Raw genomic sequence first — 16,307 nt, 5'->3', positions numbered from 1 at the left:
TCGAGGCCCGATCGGGCCCTGGGCACGAGGCATCGGCCCCGGCCTTATAACCCGCAAGGAACAGTGTGAAGAAGAAAATCGTCACCTCGATGGTCACGGCAGCCCTCCTCCTGGGCGCCGCTCCCGCCGCCCAGGCCGTGGACGTCATCCAGGAGCACAACGTCGCCAATTGCTACTTCGACAAGAGCAAGAGCGGTAAGGAGAGGGCGAAGTACTGCAAGGCGCTCCAAGGCCGCCCGATGACCAAGGCGGCCAAGAACTGCCTCCTGAGGGCCGGGGTCGGCAGTGCGGCGGCTCTGATCGTGGGCAGGGTCAATAAGAAGGCCGCGCGGGAAATCGCGGTCAACACGGTGGGGGCGGGCGCGGCCGCTTGCCTCTCGTCTCTGATCAACTAAGGCTGAGGTCTGTCCATGCTCCACAAGTTGCTCGTTTTCGCCATGTGGTTCGTCATCCTTGTGGCGGTCAACAAATTCCTCATTGAGCCACTGTGGGGAGAGCTCCTCTTCACGGCCGTCAGCGCGGGAGCAATGGTTCATCTCGTGGGCAAGCTGGACAGCGGCCGGCGCAATCACTCCGCCTAGCCACCCCGCCTCACCACGGCGGCCGGTCTCTCCGGCCGCCCGCAGGGCTGCCCGGCCGATCATCTACGTCGGGCAGTCACTGCCTCTCAGAAGCCACCATGACGATGTCAGGGGGCGCCCGTACCGTCCGGACAGGGGTACGTCCTCCGAGAAGCCGAATCTGAAGCGCCGCCACCACACTGTGCCGAAGGTGCTCCTGCGGCGCTTCACTGACGGCGAGCGCATTTATTCGCGTCCTCCTTGGCGGAGGTGAGCGGCGCCTGGTGGGGATCGCCGACGTCACCGTCCATCGCGACTCCTACTCGTTGCGGGACGAAGACGGGCGTCTCGACGACACCGTGGAGGAGCTGCTCGCCGAGCTGGAGGACAAGGCGGCAAAGGTCATCCGCGAGGTGATCGGCGGAGGGAGGCCGCTGCCGATCGAAGAGCGAGCCGTCCTCGCCGAGTGGACGGCAGCGCAGCACGCCTGGCGGCCGCCCGCGCCGGCTCCGCGTGCCCCTCGACGATCTCGTCGAAGGTGCGCTTCATGTCGAGCATCATGGCGTGGAGCGATGTGGGATGAGGTGACGGACTTCGACGGCTACTACGCCGAGATGTCGGTCAACGACCACATGGCAGCCATGGGCCAGTCCATGAAGACGGCCTACGAGGTGTTCATGGCGCGCCCTTGAGGTCTGATCAAGTTCGAGCGCCGCACGCTACTCATCCCGGACCCGGGTGACGATGGTACGTGCGGAGGGCATGCCGAGCTTTCTCGGCGTCGGTATCGGCAATGCAGCCGCGATTCTCATGCCGATCGATCGGCGAGCTGCCATCGTCATGGCGTCGCCGGGACCTGATGACTTCTTCGTGCGATCCCACACCAAGCCGGCCGAGGAGCTCAACCAGCGCTTCGCGTACAACGCACGCAGGGAACTGTTCCACCACCCGGACGACGACCCTCTGGACGGTGTTGACCAGCCTTCGGTGCGGGATCGCGAGATGGTGATCAGCCAGTCACCAGAGAGCTACCTGTTGCCTGATGGCCCTGCCGGTGCCTCTGGGTAAGCGGCCCGCTGATGGGCCCGCCGCCTGAACCCTCCGGCATCGGAGACCTGCGGCCTTTGCGGACGCGCAGCAGCGAGACGCCCGGCGTTGACGCACCGCGCGCGAGAGGTGTCGCCCTGCCTGGGAGAAGCCGACCAAGATGGTCTCCCAGATTTCTCCCAAACGATCTCCAGGAACCACTCAGGGGCCCGACCCGCTTTCGCGGATCAGGCCCCTGACCTGGTGTTTCAGCTGTCGGGGTGGCGGGATTTGAACCCACGACCTCTTCGTCCCGAATGAGGTCCGGGCAAGATCGGCACAGGGCGGTCTTATGTTTTGCCTGGTCACGGCATTGGCGTGGGACGGTCTCGGGTGGTGTGGGAGGGGCTCGGGGAGCGGGTTGGCTCCCAGATGGCTCCCAGAGAACAGTCACCCGACCACCGGCGGGTTCTATGGGGCGGCGTGGAACTGATCACGGCGTTGTTTGCGGGCTTCGCGCAATGCGGCACGTTGTTCGGGCTGTACGTAGACGAGGAAGACCGCCTCCTCGATGAGTGATGCCACATCGCTCACTTCCTCGGGGGAGAAGGTCAATCCGTCGTGAAGGCTCCAGTTGCCGAGGCTGCGCGCCTCGTCGAGGTCCCTCACGACCTCCGCTGAGACGCCTCGGTTGACCAGGTCCGCAATCTTCCCCTTGAGGTTGCTTCCCATCGCGCCCCGGTCCTTGCAGATCTCTTCAACCGCAGCGCGATACATCGCGGCTGCGGCTCGAAGCGCCCCTGCTTCTTGGCATCGAGTGCCCTCGCTGAAGAGGTCGCACACGGCATCGGGAGCCGCCTCGTGCAGCAGGTTTGCGCTGCGTCTCGGGTGTACGAGAACCACGAACCGGACCTTCGATTTCTTGTTCTCCAGCGCGGCGGCGAAGGTTTCGCTGTCATCTCCTTGGGGAAGATCCGGACCCCAGTGCTGATGGAGCACGGATGTCTTGTGGCACCGCTGGCACGACAGAACGTGTTCCACCACACGCCACACATCCGGTTTGGTGGGAGGTGTCATGGAGGCGGCGCCACCTCCATTGAAGTCGGCGCCACTCTTCCCGGGGCCGACCGGTCTGTCGATCAGCTCGGGCCAGACCTCCCGCCTGCTCAGGTGGTCGAACGCCACATTCAGCTTGCAGTTCGGGCACTCACCTGCGGGAACTCTGCTGTCGAGATCCTCGATGGATACGTGGCTACGCGTGCTCATCCTCAAGGGATACACCTTCCATGCTCCGCGTGGGTGTGCGAGCAGGGCCCGGATCGGGGCGGGTCTGGTCCCGAAGGGGCTCGGGGAGCAGGGCGGCTCCCATATGGTTCCCAAGCGTCCTCTGTGCGAGCGGTCCACCTCTGGGCCATGCAGTTTTTCCTTGACGTTGAGGATGGCGACGCGGGCTGTCCCTGGTGGAGGGCTCGTGGAACGGCCGTACGCGGGCGGGGGCGGGTGGATCTGGGCAGGTGGTCCAGGCCGCGGTGGCCCGCTTGTATCGATGCCGAATCAGACGTTGACCGCGGGAGACGCGGCGGCCCGCGCCCGCCTCGCTGGGCAGCTGTCCGGCGCGCAGCCGTGGCCGACGCGCACGGTGTCGTCGTCGAGGCGAAGGAGCACGGCGAGCACGCACCCATCGACGACCTCAAGTTCGAGCGCGTGACGGCGCAGGCTAGAGAGCTGGGCGCTGCTGGTGCCGCGGCGGACGACCAGCGGCGCGTGGTCGCCGGGCGTCGTGAACGTGCGGCTCATCGGGGCCCGGCGCAGCCTGAGCCGCCAGGTCAGCCAGGTGTGCACATTGACGCCGCTGCCGCGCAGGATGTCCCGGGTCACAGGGATCCGCACGCCGAGGACCTCCCCCTCGACGGCCATCGTGTCCGGCTGGGCCGGTTCCTCCTCCTCGAAGGGGCGGGCGCCGCGAGAGACGAGGTCGATAAGGCCGTCGGGGGTCTCACCGAGCTGGTCGCTGAGCAGGCACTGCTTCAGGCGCCACGGGGTGACTGGGTACAGTTCCGTCACCCGCGCGAAGAGCCGCGCACGGGAGAGGGGGCCTGACTCGGTGACCACCGCGACCATCGCCTCCACCGCCGTGGCGTACGGGGAAGCGCGCAAGTGCGTCCACTCGGTCAGGGCCCAGGTCCCCTCGGGGCGAACCTGCCGGAACCGATCGTCACGGCGCAGCGCCTCTCGCACGGCCGCGACGGTCGTCGCGGCCATCGGGGCGATCAGCTCGTCGGGCTGGCATGGACGCCCAGCCTCCAGCAGCCACAGGTAGGCGGCGTCGCGTCCCCGTGCCTTGCGGCGAACCCAGTGCCGGTCGGGACTCAGGGCCAGCCGCGACCCGGGGTGGGTCAGCAGCTCGGCCAGGGGGAGGCCCGCTGGCAATCCGGCTTCGGCAGCCGCCCGGCCGAGCTCGTCACCGCGGAAGGGAGCGGTGTCGATCAAACGGCGCAGGGCGCCGTCCAGCGCGCCGGCATCGATACTCCACCAGCCGCGCAAGGGCCCTGCCCACGTCCGCGGTGCCTCCAGCCCCGCCGCAGCCAGCAGCTCGTCCAGCGCCACGTGGTCGACGACCCCGAGCGCGGCGGCGAAAGCTTCTCGCGGGGCGGCCGGACTCGTGCCCGTAGCATGGGCCTTCTCCCGCCAGCCGTCCTGGACGAGGTCCGCCATCTCCGTGAGCCGCTTCCGCGCCCGGTTCTGGATCTGACGTACGCGCTCGCGGCTCAGCCCGAGCGCCTCCCCGACCTCGTCCAGCGTCCGGCCCTCAGACCGGCCCGCGACGACGGCCCGCTCACGCTCGTCGAAGACCCCGCTCTCCCACGCCCTGACTAGCCACTCGTCCATCGACCATGCTTCCCCCATCGGTTCCCCCTACATCTCGGTGAAATAGACAATTCGTACGCCGAGGAACTCGGCCACGCGTCGGTGCTCCTCCTTCTTCTCGGGCGGCACCGGGTCGCGGAACGGATCGACGACGCAGATCATCCAGGGCCAGGTCTCCCCGTTGGACCGGTCGAGGATGGCCGGCCACACGAGATGCTTGAGGTTCGCCGCCGTGCCAGCCACGAAGTGGCGCTCCTCATCTTCCGTCCCGACCTCGCCGATCTTGGCGCGCATCGGCTTCTGTTGGGTGGTCCCCGGGATGACTTCCCAGCCGGGGCCGAGCGTCGCCGTGACCATCTGCTCGAGCGTCGCGGCCGGCCGTGTCACGTACTTGGCGTACTTACCCTCCCCTCGCCGCGCTCGCTCGTACTCCTTCATCGGGCAGTCCTTCAGCCACGGACGGATATTCGCCTGCTGGCCCACGAAATCGAGGAGGCGGCCGCCGATCTCCGGGTCTTCCGTCCACTCCTGATAGAGGCGGGTACGGTCCGCGTCCTGGAGGTGCGGCCAGTGGGCCTTGTCGGCCTGGGAGTAGATCCGCGTAACGACAGCCTTCTCGACGGTAGGCGGGATCTTGTAGTCGGTCACAGGATTCCTTTCGGCAGGGGGAACTGGAGGCGGACTTCGTCCGCCGCGGTCTCGAGGTCGGCGGCGTCCTGGATCCACATGTCCATGAGGGAGCCGACCGTCTCGTCCTGGAACTCGATCCGGGAGACGTGCGGGAGTTCCAGGTGCTCGGTCTCCTCGGCCTCCAGCGTCCGGCGCAGGTTCAACACCGCCGCGGCGCGACGGATATCCGTCACGAAGTCGAGGACCTTCAGAGCCTTCTTGCCGGGGCTCAGACGCAGGCCCCGGCCGAGCTGCTGCACGAAGATTCTTCGGCTGTGGGTGACGCGCAGGAAGGCGATCAGGTTCACGTCTGGCACGTCAACGCCTTCGTTGAACACGTCAACGCAGGTGACCACCGGTACGCGGCCGAGACGGAACTCGTTTAGTAGGACGTCGCGGTGACGCTTCGTCAGGCCACTATGCAGATGGGAAGCGTTTGCCCATGCCGGGTCCGACACGGCGAGGAGGCCCGCCATGTGCTCGGCGTGCTCGATGGTCTGGCAGAACACGATGGCGCGGGGCTCAGCGGTCTCCCGCCAGGCGGTCCGCAGGTGCTCGACGATCTCCTCGTCCCGCTGAGGGAGGAACAGACGCCGGTTCAGATCCTTAATGGAGTAACCGTGGCGGCTGATGTCCTGGACGGCGTCCCAGTCGACGCCATCCGCGTACAGCTTGTAGTCGACGGCCGACAGATAGCCCGCCGCCATGCCCTCGGCGATACCCATCTTGAAGCTGGGGTGGCCGAAGCGGGCCGTGATGTCGAACTTGTCGCCACGCCAAGGAGTAGCGGTGACTCCGAAGCGTCCCGCAGTCCCGCACAGATCGAGGAGTTCCGCAAACCTGCCGGTCTCGGCCACGTGATGGGTCTCGTCGATCATGACGAGGTCGGGTTCGTATCCCGCGCGCACGGCGGAGAGCGCCGATTCGACCGTCGCGACGACGACGCCGTCGAGGGCCCGAGGCTTGTTCTCGCCGGTGAGGAGGCGGGTGGGCACGCTCTTCGGGAGGTGCCGCCACAGTGCCTTCTCCAGCTGTTCGACCAAGTCGCGCATGTGGGCGACGACCAAGACGCGCGCGCCCGGCCGCGACGCCAGCAGGTTCCCGATAACCTCACCGCCGACGACCGTCTTTCCCAGCCCCGTCGCCAGGATCAGCAATGCCGTCCCCTCGCTGTCGAGGTCTCGCTCGATCGCGTCCACGGCCTGTTCCTGGTACGGCCGCAGGGAGTAGCGAGCGGGCACTCGGTCGGGCATCCTCTGACCGATCGCGTCCAGGGTGGCCCCGTGCCACAGGGCGATGTCGACGCCGATTCCTGCCAGCGCCTGGCGTCGCGCCTCGGCCGACGCGGTGATGTCTGTATTCGTCACAAGCACGGCCTTGTCGGCCCGGTAGTGGGTACGCGCGCGTTCGAGGTCGTCGACCCCCGCGTGGTCGGCCGTCCCGTGCGCCTTCCACTTGCTCTGGAACACCCACTGCTCGCGGGCGCGAACCGCGAGCAGGTCGGCACCGTGGTCGTGAGCGCCGTCGATGACGCGGACATCCTGGAACCCCAGGTGCCACAAGGTCCGTTCGAGCGCCTTGGTCAGTCCGTCCGGGCCGCCGTCGCGCAGTTCGGCGGCCGTCAGGAATGCGGCGCTCACCCTTCGCCAACCAGCTCGTCGCGCAGCAAGGCGATGCTCAGGCGGGCCCGCCGCAGATGCTGGGCGGTCGCCCCAGCCGCGAACGTGCCGAGCGTCGCCACATCCGCGAGGCAGCCCGTGACCCGGGCCAGGCTCAGCGCCTTCCCGGACGGCGATGACACCTTCGCGTATGGGCCACGGAAGACGGCACCATCCATGAACTGCTCTGGCAACGCCTGGACGAGCCGGACCAAGGCCAGTGCGGGCATGTGATGGACGAAACTGGAGTCCTGGCCGAGACGCCCGACAAGGCCGACACGTCCAGCGGCGATCATCTCCTCCTCGGTCGCGATTTTCTCCTCGTGAGTGAGGTGACCGTAGGCCGTGGTGTAGCCGCCACTCCGGTCGAGAGCCTCTGCCACGTGCTCGCGGATCTCCGCGAGGAGATCGCGGGCCTCCGCGCCTACGGTGGTGCCGTCGAGCGCGCTGTCCTGCAGGGACTCGGCGCGGATCGCGGCGACGAGCTGGGACGGGCTCCAGTCGGAGCGCGCCCGCACCTTCAGGACAGCGGCCAGCTCTACCAAGAGGAGATCGGCGTAGTCCGCGCCGAACCGCCGGTACGCGGAGTGCTCGGGATCGACGAGGGCGGTGACTTCGTTGCCGGACCGCTGGTCGAGAAGGACCGGGACGGGCAGCCCGTGGTCGTCGAGGAGCGGCTCGCCCGGCTTCAGCAGCAGGGTCCGGACCTTCACATGGCCAAGTTCTGGGTGGCCGAACGGCCGGCTCAGGTAGGCGTGTGGTGTCGCCGCGCTCTCATAGCGAGCCAGGCGCTCGCTACGGGTCTCCTTCTTCTCCTTCAGTGATACGGAGGCCGCCGGGGCGGGTGTGGCCAAGGTGATGGACCGGCTCGCTGGCCGAGTCATGCCGGAGGTGGGCATGCCGGTCGGGAACCCGAGCGCTTCCTCCACGGCCTTCTCATCGGGCTGGGCCGGCACACTGGCCGCCGTCTTGGCCTCCTTGCCCCGCTTTTTGATCTCCTCGTGCCGCAGGACCGCCTGCCACCAGTGCTCGTCCGTCTGGAACTCGGGGGCACCTGCCTGGAACTTCCTGCCCCATTCCCGAGTGTCCTTGTGGATCGGCTTGTGGCCGTCGCCAGGGACGAGGTAGCGCAGGCCGGCGTCATTGCGGCGGAAGCCCTTGAATAGCAGGGCCAGCGGGCTGTCGTTCTCCGGGTAGCCCGGAGCGCGTTTGGGCTGGAGCGGTGCCACCCCCCGCAGCAACTCTACGGCCGCGAGCCAGCTGCGGTCCCCGTACTCGAAGGCGTCCTTCTGGTAGGTGACGGGGACGTGGTCGAGGTGGATTTCGCCGATGAGACGGCCGCCTTGGTGGGCGAGTTCGACCGGGTACTCGGGCACCTCCTCGTCGCCCTCGCGACCTTCGGGGTTGTTCCAGGTGAAGAGCTGCTTGTCCCAGCGCAGGATCTTCCGGCCATTGCGCAGGAAGTCGATTCCGTACTCGGTCTTGTCGAGGTAACGCTGGACGCCGAGCCAGCCATGGATCCGCCGTTCTCGCACGGTCAGGTTGCCGCTGCCACAGACTGAGCAGACCTCGCCCGAACCGATCTGCCATTCCCCGCAGTCACGGCAGGCGGTCCCGTCCTGGAGCTTTTCGTCGATCTCGATGTAGGCGGGGATCCGCTCTTTGCCGTTGTAGAGCACGTAACGGTCGTCACCCCAGCGGCAGTGGCGGACCGGCTTGACCCTGGTCCCGCCGACATAGAGGTCGAAGGGGTGCTCGGTGAGGATCCACGAGTACACCGACCCCAGGGTGTTGCGGAGCGAGGCACCATTGCGGCGGAGCCACTCGGCGCGCGTTCGGTGAAGGCGGTCGACGATGATCCTCGTGCCGTGCTGGGACGGGTCGCTCTTCGGCTCGGTGATGTCCTTCGCCTCGAAGTCGTCCTTGATCTGGTCGAGGTCGATCTCGACGCCGATCCATTCTGTGTCGCCCGCGCGGGTCGTCAGCACGCGGGTGCGCCTGCCGAGGCGGGCGGTCGAGATGTTGAAGCCCATGCCGAACAGGCCGAGCTTGTCGTGCATGTCGTTCCCGGACCAACCGGCCCGCACCGCGCGCGCCAGCCGGTCGTACGACATGCCCCGCCCGGTGTCGCGGACCTCCAGGACCCCCTTCGGGGACGACGGCAGGGTCACGCTGACCGTGAAGCCGCCCGGCCACTCCGTCCCCGAGCGGAGGATGTCGAGGAAGTCGTCGAAGGGGTTGTCGACGAGTTCGGCCACGCACTGCCACTCGTCGAAGTCGATCTCGCCCAGCATGCTCAGCACGCGGGCGGAAGGGGTGATCTTCACTCCGGCGGAACCCTCCTGGCGGATCGGGACGCTGTCACGGCGGCCGCAGCGTGCGTGGGCACGGCGAAGCCGCCCGACTCTCATGAGCCGAGCGTTCGATCACGAGGGTAGAGGGGATCACTGACAATCCGGCCGGAGTTTGCGAACCCCGAAGAATCGTGTGGCTACCGTGGGTGGGACGAAGGTGTTGAACCCTCATGAACATGGATATCCGGTCGCCGGATGGCGAGGGGAGCGGATGACCGCCGCGGCAGTGGTCTTCTCGCCCACCAGATCCGCGACGCGCTCCGCGGGCGCCCTCAGGGTTTTCGCATTCCAAGGACATCTGGACCTCCTCTTGGCCTGCCAGAAGGCGTTGGTCGTCGCGGCCGTTCTCGGGGCAGTCAGCCGTGCTGGTACCAACGGTCCACGATGACCCGCGACGACACGGGCCCCTCGTGCGGATAGGTCGGCCGTCTACCGCGGTGCTGGCACGGGCCGCGCGGAGACGCCTTAGCACGACACCCGCCCGTGCAACGGCGCCCGGAGAGCCCGGCACGGTGTCATTGCTCGGTTGCCTCGCATCGTGGCCCTCGCCGAGGACGGTGACGCCCACGATCACGCTGGCAGGGGTCGCTCCTCCGCCGGCCCCGTGCCAGTGCCGGAGTCAGATTCCTCGCCCACATCGCTGCAGACCCCTGCGGCAGGATGCCCAGTTCGCCGCTGCGCCCTTCGCCCTAATCCCATCTCTCTCACGCGTGAAAGACTGGGGTGATGATCCGAAGCCCATCCGAAGTCACCGTAGGCGCCGACGGCACGGTTGCCCTGCCCATGAGCATCCTGGTCGAGGCCGGCATTAACCCTGGTGAGACGTTGCTGGCTCACAGCGATGGGGACGGCAGGATCGTCCTGCGGCGTTTGGATGACGCTGTCAGAGACCTGATCAGCGGTCGCTTGCTGTAGCAGCGAGATGTGCTGAGCCGCGCTTTCGCCGGACAGCGTTCTCGATCCGTGTCGCTGCCTGGGCGAGGTCGTCGTGCTCCCAAACGCGGATGACTGTCCAGCCGGCCGCCGCCAGCGTGTCGTTAGTCTCCGTGTCCCTTGCCCTGTTGCCGTTGATCTTCTCCCGCCAGAAGTCCGCGTTCTTCGTGGCGGGCCGGTAGTGCTCCGGGCAGCCATGCCAGAAGCAGCCGTCCACGAATACCGCGATGCGGTCGCCGGGGAAGACGAGATCGGCTCTGCGCCGGACCTCGGCGATTGGTCGGGTGTCGACCCGGTAGCGCATGCCACGGCCATGGAGCAGGCTGCGGAGCATCAGTTCCGGTCTAGTGTTCTTACCGCGGTTGCCGCGCATCGAGGCCCGAACCTCAAGCGAGGACGCGGTCGACTCGGGCGGTAGCGTTTCCTCCGCCAGGAGCCCCTTGGCTCGGGCTTGTCGCCATGCCTCAGCAAGGTTCTTCTTGCGTGAGTCGAACTCGACCTCGCAGACGTACCTCTCCTCGGTCTTGCCGTCCTGTGACCAGCGCAGATAGGCGCGAATGCGTCGTGTGCTCCGGTACAAGCGGAGAGTGATCGAAGCGCGTGCGAGGCGCCCGTCGCCCAGGGCGACGTTGCGTCGATTGCGGCCGCCAGCGGCACGATCTTGCTCAAGTGCTGGCGCGGCCGCGCCAGCACGACGCTTATACGCGCGCTCCTGGGGCAGCCTGTCCTTCCAATGCCCTCCGGCCCCTGTCTGCGGCATGACTCTAGTGTCCCGCCGCGGCCAGGGCGTCGGCGACGGCCTTGGCGAAGAACTCGCCGAGGACGACAGGAACAGCGTTACCCAGTTGCCGCATCTGCTCACCTCGCGGGCCTGAGCCGTGCCATTCGTCCGGGAATGTCATTACTCGGGCGGTCTCGCGCACGGTCATGTAGCGGTGCAAGTAGGTCCAGCCGTCCGGTGACGAGGCGTCGCGAACGCGCTCGTCCAGCAGCATCACTGACTCGCCGCCCGGTACGCCGTGAACGCCGGCCTTGACCGTCTTCGCGGGACGGTCGAGTTCGTTCGGGGTGTGTCCCTTGTAGATGCGGGCTCCAGGCCATCCGATGTGGCCGACGACATCGATCTCTCGCCCGAAATCAAACTTCTCGGAAAGGCGCTCCATGTCGACATGGGGCAGCGCAGGGAGCTTCACGTCCGTGCCATATCCTTGAATGGCGTCGCGCAATGTGCGCCACGGCAAGCAGTCGTCGTCCTTGATCACCTTCGGAAGGCGGGCTCGCACTCGATCGCGGACGTGGTCCTCCACGTCCGGGTGACGCTGCCAGTAAGGTCCGTCCTCATCGCGCATGGATCGGAACAGGGCCGCATCGGAAAATCTTTCCGTCTTGACGTATTTTTCGAAGGCGTCGACGTCCACGCCGAGGTCGGCGCGGAAGGCCACGATCACGACGCGGTTGCGCACCTGCGGAACGCCGTAGTTGGCGGCGTTGACCGGCACCATCACGACCTTGTAGTGATCTGGGTCACTGTCTTCATCGGATAGTTGACCGAGGATACGCGTCAAGTGGGCGTTGTGGTCCTGCCACTTGACCTCGTCGACCCGCTTCTCAAACGGAAGGCGAAGTTCATTCTGAATGTACTGAAAGTACTCCGCGAATGACGGCCGCAGCAGTCCGCGGACGTTTTCGCAGATTACCGCCTTCGGTCGCATCTCCCGGACGGCTTTGAACATGGCGGGGAACATATTGCGCTTGTCCTCGTCGCCCTTGGCGACCCCGCCGGCGCTGAAGGGTTGGCAAGGAGGGCCTCCGGCGAGGATGTCGACCTCGCCCTGGAAGGCGCTCAGGTCGAGGTCGCGCACGTCCCCAGGGTAGAGGGGAGCGGGCTGCCCCGGCTGTGGCGGCTTGGGGTTCTTGTCCTCGGTGCGCTCCAAGCCGTCGACGCCAAGAGTTTTCCGGGCGCTCGCGACGAGTGTCTCGCAGGCCCGGTTGTTGAACTCGTTGAACAGGAGTGGGCGGAAGCCTGCTTGGTGGACCGCCATGGCAAGGCCGCCCCCGCCCGCGAACAGTTCAACGCTGGTCCGTGGCTTCTTTGCTTCTTCAGGCTGGTCAACCATGGGGAAACCATACCGCGGAGTTGGTGATCATGGCGCGTTTTCATTCGAACGAGTCGCCTGTAAGTGAGCAAGGCCATAGGGTTCGTGGTGATCAACGCGGCAGAAGGGGGCCCAAGGGGATGACGCAGGCGGCCAGGTCGGACGGCCGTGGCACCTACCACGACGACTTTCGGCTGAGTATCACCAAGGCCCTTGGCGATCAACTGGCTCAGACGCTGAAGCACCTTGGTCGCGCCCCGCTCGCCGAGCAGTACCTCGCCCGTCTCGACGAGCGGCCCGGCGTATACCAGCTCTACCTCCACGGTGAGTTTGTCTACGTAGGCAAGGCTGACAAGTCGCTGCCCAGTCGACTGGCCAACCATCTGCGGAAGCTCTCGGGCCGGCGCAACATTGACCTCCGCGACGTTACGTTTTCCTGCCTGTACGTCGATGAGGATTTTTCCGCGCTGGCGCCCGAGCAGTTGCTCATAAGCCGCCACAAGGAAGTGGGTAACATACCGTGGAACAACAACGGATTCGGCAATAAGGACCCGGGTCGTCAGCGTGACAGCACGGTTCTGAAGAAGAAGCACTTCGACGTCCTCTTCCCGATCGATCTAGAGCGTCCCGTCGAGGGTCTGGAGCCCGGCCCGATCGCGCTGAGTTCCTTTCTCAAGGCCCTCAAGAGCGGGCTGCCCTACAACTTTCGGTACGCCGAGCCGCCGCGGTCGAAGTCGACCTTCCTGACGGTGTCGCACGCCGGTCTGTCCGCCGACGATGCGTTCCACTTGGTATCCGAGGCGCTTCCAGAGACGTGGCAGATCGCTGCCCTTATGGGGTACGTGATCATGTATCCAGACGCCGGTAATGAGTACAAGAGCGCCTGGCGATATTACCGGTCTGGCAAGGTGGTCGAAACCGAGCCTGAGGCGTCGCCCGAGGAGATCACCCAGGATGATCTCTTCGATCCCGACGAGTGACTGGGGTGCGAGATAGCCGAACGTAGCTGCCCCCACGGGGCCTCCCGCAGACGAGTCGATCACCGATCAGGAAGCCATGTCCGCCGAGTACGCCCCCAAGCGGTTCGACCCTCTGTCGACCGAGCAGATCGCGAATACCATCTGTGAGACCTTCGAGCGGCAACCCCTGGTCTCCATGACCCACGAGATCCCGAGGTTCGAGGGCTCCGGGCTGTACGCCTTGTATTACCGCGGTGCGAGCGTAGATCTGTACCTCCCGCTGGCCACCCTTCAGATCCCTGTCTACGCGGGGCAGGCCCTTTCTAGTAACACCGCCACTGGGGAGAGGGTTCGGGAGCGGTACCCGCTCCATAGCAGGCTCAAGCAACACCGTCTGTCGATCATGGAGGGCGGGCTGCCGATCGCCGAGTTCCGGTTCCGGGCCCTCCTACTGCCTGACGTGCACGCTGATCTGGGAGAGAACGCGCTGAGGGTCGGTTACACGCCGGTCTGGAACAGCAAGCTCAAGGGCTTCGGCAGCAAGGAGCAGGGGGCGACGACCCGCCAGAGCAAGAAGAGCAAGTGGGACACTGTGCATGATGGGCGTCGGCGCACTCATGGTGGCGTTGTCCATGACATCGAGAAGCTGATCGCGGAGGCCGAGGCCCACGTTGCGCGGCAAGTGAGCGACTATGACGAGCTGCCTTGGCCTCATCCTGCTACCGACAGTTACCTCAATCTTGACACCCCGTGAGCTCCGTTGCCCCCAGATGGCACCGAGATAGGTGCCCGGGTCCCCGAGCGAGTCCAGGGTGACGCTATCCAAGCCTCAGGTAACTAGCGCCGTGACCGGCAGTCCTTGCCCTCAGTGCTCGACGCCGAGGCCGGCGATGTTCGCCTCCCTCAGCGGTGGCCGGTTACAAGGTCGGCTCCGAGACGATGGTCGCCCGCGAGTGATGGCCGAGCAGGGCCGAGTCCTCGACAGGCGACGACGGGAATCGCCGAGCTTGGCGACTTTCGATCATGCTGTCCACCTCGTTGCGTGAGCGTGTGGATGTGCGCGGCGGGAGGGGAGCTGCGGCGGGTCGGTGCTTCTAAGATGGGGAGCGCCTCGGCCGTACGGGACTCGCTTGGCCGCCTGTCTCGGACGGCCGAGCGCGTTTCGCGCTCCGCCTGAGCCGGCCGGAAAACTCAGGGGAGGGGGAAAGCCCCGGTTCGATACGATGGCGGCGGCTTGTAGGCCCGTTCCGTCATCACGAGTGACGCCAGTGTGCGATTCGAGCAATCGCGTCGGCTGAAGCCTCCCAACTTGGGTCCGCCGTGGCACTGTCACCGGCGCCGTACGTACGAAATGGAGCATCCGAGGATGGCTCGACACCTGGTCACCAGCGCGCTTCCCTATATCAACGGGATCAAGCACCTGGGCAACATGGTCGGGTCGATGCTTCCGGCGGATGTGTACTCCCGGTACCTCCGCCAGCGCGGTCACGACGTCCTCTACATCTGCGCCACCGACGAGCACGGCACGCCGGCCGAGCTGGCCGCCAAGGAGGCGGGGCTCTCCGTCGCCGAGTTCTGCGCGCAGGCCCACAACGCGCAGAAGGCCGTGTACGACGGCTTCGAGCTGGCCTTCGACTACTTCGGCCGGAGCTCGTCCCAGCAGAACGTCGAGATCACCCAGCACTTCGCGCGCAAGCTCAAGGAGAACGGCTTCATCGAGGAGCGCGCGATCCGGCAGGTGTACTCGCCGGTCGACGGCCGCTTCCTGCCGGACCGGTACGTGGAGGGCACGTGCCCGCACTGCGGCTACGACAAGGCCCGCGGTGACCAGTGCGAGAACTGCACGCGCGTCCTCGACCCGACCGACCTGATCGACCCGCGCTCCGCGATCAGCGGCTCCACGGAGCTGGAGGTCCGCGAGACCAAGCACCTCTTCCTCCTGCAGTCCAAGCTCCAGCACGAGGTCGAGGCGTGGATCGACTCGGTGAGCGAGAAGTGGCCGCACCTGTCCTCGTCGATCGCCCGCAAGTGGCTGACCGAGGGCCTGCACGACCGCGCGATCACCCGTGACCTGGACTGGGGCGTGCCCGTCCCCGCCGACACCTGGCCGGAGCTGGCCGCCGAGGGCAAGGTCTTCTACGTCTGGTTCGACGCGCCGATCGCGTACATCGGCGCGACGAAGGAATGGGGGGACGCTGCCCCGGACGGCGAGAGGCGCGACTGGAAGTCGTGGTGGTACGAGGCCGACGACGTCACCTACACCGAGTTCATGGCGAAGGACAACGTCCCCTTCCACACGGTGATGTTCCCGGCCACCGAGCTGGGTGTCCGTGAGCCGTGGAAGAAGGTCGACTTCGTCAAGGGCTTCAACTGGCTGACGTACTACGGCGGCAAGTTCTCCACCTCCCAGAAGCGCGGCGTCTTCACGGACGAGGCCCTGGAGATCCTCCCCGCGGACTACTGGCGCTACTTCCTGATCGCCAACGCCCCGGAGTCGGACGACTCGTCGTTCACCTGGGAGCACTTCACCGCCACGGTCAACAAGGATCTGGCCGACACCCTCGGCAACTTCGTCAACCGCGTGCTGTCCTTCTCCCGGAAGCGGTTCGGCGACGACGTCCCGGCGGGCAGTGCCGCCGGCGAGGCGGAGGCGAAGCTCGGGGACGAGATCGCGCGTCTGCTGGCCGAGTACGAGGAGCACATGGAGGCGCTCCAGTTCCGCAAGGCCGCCGCAGCTCTGCGCGCCCTGTGGTCCGCCGGCAACTCCTACCTGGAGGAGAAGGCTCCCTGGCTGGAGATCAAGACCGACCCGGACGGTGCCGCGCTGACCCTGCGTACCGCGATGAACCTGATCCACCTGTACGCGGTCGTCTCCGAGCCCTTCATCCCGGCCTCGGCCGCCGCCATGCGCGGGGCCTTCGCCCTGGAGAACGACACCGCGACCTGGGTGACCGCCGAGCAGGCCAAGTCCCTGGACGCCGTCCCGGCCGGCACCCCGTTCACCGTACCGCCGGTGCTTTTCGCGAAGATCACGGAGGAGGACCTGGAGTCCTACCGGGCGCGCTTCGGCGGTTCCCCGGACGCCTGACCGTGTCTCCTCAAGCTGTCCCGTTCGTTCGTGCCGGATGACGTCCGACCGTGCCGCGTGCTGCTGTTCTGCCTATCAGTGTCCACCCGATCCCAT

At 66.5% G+C, this 16,307-nt stretch carries 14 protein-coding genes and 1 pseudogene; 8 read left to right on the top strand and 7 right to left on the bottom strand.

All coding sequences use genetic code 11. The features are described from left to right. The first annotated feature begins 65 nt into the window (after nt 1-65). The 4 genes and pseudogenes from ABT360_RS17055 (at nt 66) to ABT360_RS17040 (ending at nt 1,628) form a co-directional block, all read left to right on the top strand. Nucleotides 66-395, top strand: a complete 330-nt coding sequence (locus ABT360_RS17055) for a hypothetical protein (RefSeq protein WP_351816266.1) — start codon at nt 66-68, stop codon at nt 393-395. Nucleotides 396-410: 15 nt separating this feature from the next. Then, nucleotides 411-581 carry a hypothetical protein gene (locus ABT360_RS17050; RefSeq protein WP_351816263.1) on the top strand — a complete coding sequence of 57 codons (171 nt, stop codon included), beginning with the start codon at nt 411-413 and terminating at the stop codon, nt 579-581. Nucleotides 582-844: 263 nt separating this feature from the next. Then, a pseudogene (locus ABT360_RS17045) lies at nt 845-1,000 on the top strand (DUF4238 domain-containing protein); the annotation flags it as partial. Between the two features lie 298 nt (nt 1,001-1,298). Next, nucleotides 1,299-1,628 (top strand): hypothetical protein, encoded by a 330-nt coding sequence (locus tag ABT360_RS17040; RefSeq protein ID WP_444852257.1) that lies wholly within the window; start codon nt 1,299-1,301, stop codon nt 1,626-1,628. A gap of 429 nt (nt 1,629-2,057) precedes the next feature. Here the strand turns inward: ABT360_RS17040 and ABT360_RS17035 are convergent, their stop codons facing one another. The 5 genes from ABT360_RS17035 to ABT360_RS17015 form a co-directional block, all read right to left on the bottom strand. Beyond that, complete coding sequence (locus tag ABT360_RS17035; protein WP_351816260.1) at nt 2,058-2,852, bottom strand: DUF4145 domain-containing protein; 795 nt, start codon at nt 2,850-2,852, stop codon at nt 2,058-2,060. A gap of 288 nt (nt 2,853-3,140) precedes the next feature. After that, on the bottom strand, nt 3,141-4,475 hold the full coding sequence (locus ABT360_RS17030) for a sigma factor-like helix-turn-helix DNA-binding protein (protein ID WP_351816257.1): 1,335 nt from the start codon (nt 4,473-4,475) through the stop codon (nt 3,141-3,143). Nucleotides 4,476-4,502: 27 nt separating this feature from the next. Beyond that, nucleotides 4,503-5,102: a hypothetical protein gene (locus tag ABT360_RS17025; RefSeq protein WP_351816255.1), complete on the bottom strand. Its 600-nt coding sequence runs from the start codon at nt 5,100-5,102 to the stop codon at nt 4,503-4,505. Beyond that, nucleotides 5,099-6,763, bottom strand: coding sequence for a DEAD/DEAH box helicase family protein (locus ABT360_RS17020; RefSeq protein ID WP_351816253.1), 1,665 nt, complete (start codon nt 6,761-6,763; stop codon nt 5,099-5,101). The genes ABT360_RS17025 and ABT360_RS17020 overlap by 4 nt, the downstream gene beginning before the upstream one ends. Further along, nucleotides 6,760-9,108: an ATP-binding protein gene (locus ABT360_RS17015; protein ID WP_351816250.1), complete on the bottom strand. Its 2,349-nt coding sequence runs from the start codon at nt 9,106-9,108 to the stop codon at nt 6,760-6,762. Before ABT360_RS17015 ends, ABT360_RS17020 begins: the two co-directional genes overlap by 4 nt. Before the next feature lie 753 nt (nt 9,109-9,861). Here ABT360_RS17015 and ABT360_RS35400 point away from each other — a divergent pair. Next, complete coding sequence (locus ABT360_RS35400; protein ID WP_444852256.1) at nt 9,862-10,050, top strand: AbrB/MazE/SpoVT family DNA-binding domain-containing protein; 189 nt, start codon at nt 9,862-9,864, stop codon at nt 10,048-10,050. Here the strand turns inward: ABT360_RS35400 and ABT360_RS17010 are convergent. Both ABT360_RS17010 and ABT360_RS17005 read right to left on the bottom strand, forming a co-directional pair. Then, on the bottom strand, nt 10,031-10,828 hold the full coding sequence (locus ABT360_RS17010) for a very short patch repair endonuclease (RefSeq protein WP_351816248.1): 798 nt from the start codon (nt 10,826-10,828) through the stop codon (nt 10,031-10,033). The two genes, ABT360_RS35400 and ABT360_RS17010, sit on opposite strands and share 20 nt — an antisense overlap. A 4-nt stretch (nt 10,829-10,832) precedes the next feature. After that, on the bottom strand, nt 10,833-12,185 hold the full coding sequence (locus ABT360_RS17005) for a DNA cytosine methyltransferase (RefSeq protein ID WP_351816245.1): 1,353 nt from the start codon (nt 12,183-12,185) through the stop codon (nt 10,833-10,835). Nucleotides 12,186-12,304: 119 nt separating this feature from the next. Here ABT360_RS17005 and ABT360_RS17000 point away from each other — a divergent pair, with 119 nt between their 5' ends. The 3 genes from ABT360_RS17000 to metG all read left to right on the top strand — a co-directional run bounded on the left by ABT360_RS17000 (nt 12,305) and on the right by metG (nt 16,211). Continuing rightward, a complete protein-coding gene (locus ABT360_RS17000; protein ID WP_351816243.1) occupies nt 12,305-13,144 on the top strand; it encodes an Eco29kI family restriction endonuclease in 840 nt (279 codons plus the stop codon). Nucleotides 13,145-13,220: 76 nt separating this feature from the next. Next, on the top strand, nt 13,221-13,877 hold the full coding sequence (locus ABT360_RS16995; RefSeq protein ID WP_351816240.1) for an Eco29kI family restriction endonuclease: 657 nt from the start codon (nt 13,221-13,223) through the stop codon (nt 13,875-13,877). Nucleotides 13,878-14,489: 612 nt separating this feature from the next. Further along, on the top strand, nt 14,490-16,211 hold the full coding sequence (metG, locus tag ABT360_RS16990) for a methionine--tRNA ligase (protein ID WP_351816237.1): 1,722 nt from the start codon (nt 14,490-14,492) through the stop codon (nt 16,209-16,211). Nucleotides 16,212-16,307 lie beyond the last annotated feature (96 nt).

Source organism: Streptomyces sp. NPDC000229, assembly GCF_040300825.1.
Lineage (GTDB): Bacteria > Actinomycetota > Actinomycetes > Streptomycetales > Streptomycetaceae > Streptomyces.
This window is presented reverse-complemented; position numbering and strand designations above follow the sequence as displayed.

What these genes read in the sequence shown, in the direction of transcription:
- ABT360_RS17050 (WP_351816263.1), top strand. Translation starts at nt 411, where the DNA reads ATGCTCCACAAGTTGCTCGTTTTCGCCATGTGGTTCGTCATCCTTGTG.
- ABT360_RS17035 (WP_351816260.1), bottom strand. Translation starts at nt 2,852, where the DNA reads ATGAGCACGCGTAGCCACGTATCCATCGAGGATCTCGACAGCAGAGTT.
- ABT360_RS17030 (WP_351816257.1), bottom strand. Translation starts at nt 4,475, where the DNA reads ATGGACGAGTGGCTAGTCAGGGCGTGGGAGAGCGGGGTCTTCGACGAG.
- ABT360_RS35400 (WP_444852256.1), top strand. Translation starts at nt 9,862, where the DNA reads ATGATCCGAAGCCCATCCGAAGTCACCGTAGGCGCCGACGGCACGGTT.
- ABT360_RS17010 (WP_351816248.1), bottom strand. Translation starts at nt 10,828, where the DNA reads ATGCCGCAGACAGGGGCCGGAGGGCATTGGAAGGACAGGCTGCCCCAG.
- ABT360_RS17005 (WP_351816245.1), bottom strand. Translation starts at nt 12,185, where the DNA reads ATGGTTGACCAGCCTGAAGAAGCAAAGAAGCCACGGACCAGCGTTGAA.
- ABT360_RS17000 (WP_351816243.1), top strand. Translation starts at nt 12,305, where the DNA reads ATGACGCAGGCGGCCAGGTCGGACGGCCGTGGCACCTACCACGACGAC.
- ABT360_RS16995 (WP_351816240.1), top strand. Translation starts at nt 13,221, where the DNA reads ATGTCCGCCGAGTACGCCCCCAAGCGGTTCGACCCTCTGTCGACCGAG.
- metG (WP_351816237.1), top strand. Translation starts at nt 14,490, where the DNA reads ATGGCTCGACACCTGGTCACCAGCGCGCTTCCCTATATCAACGGGATC.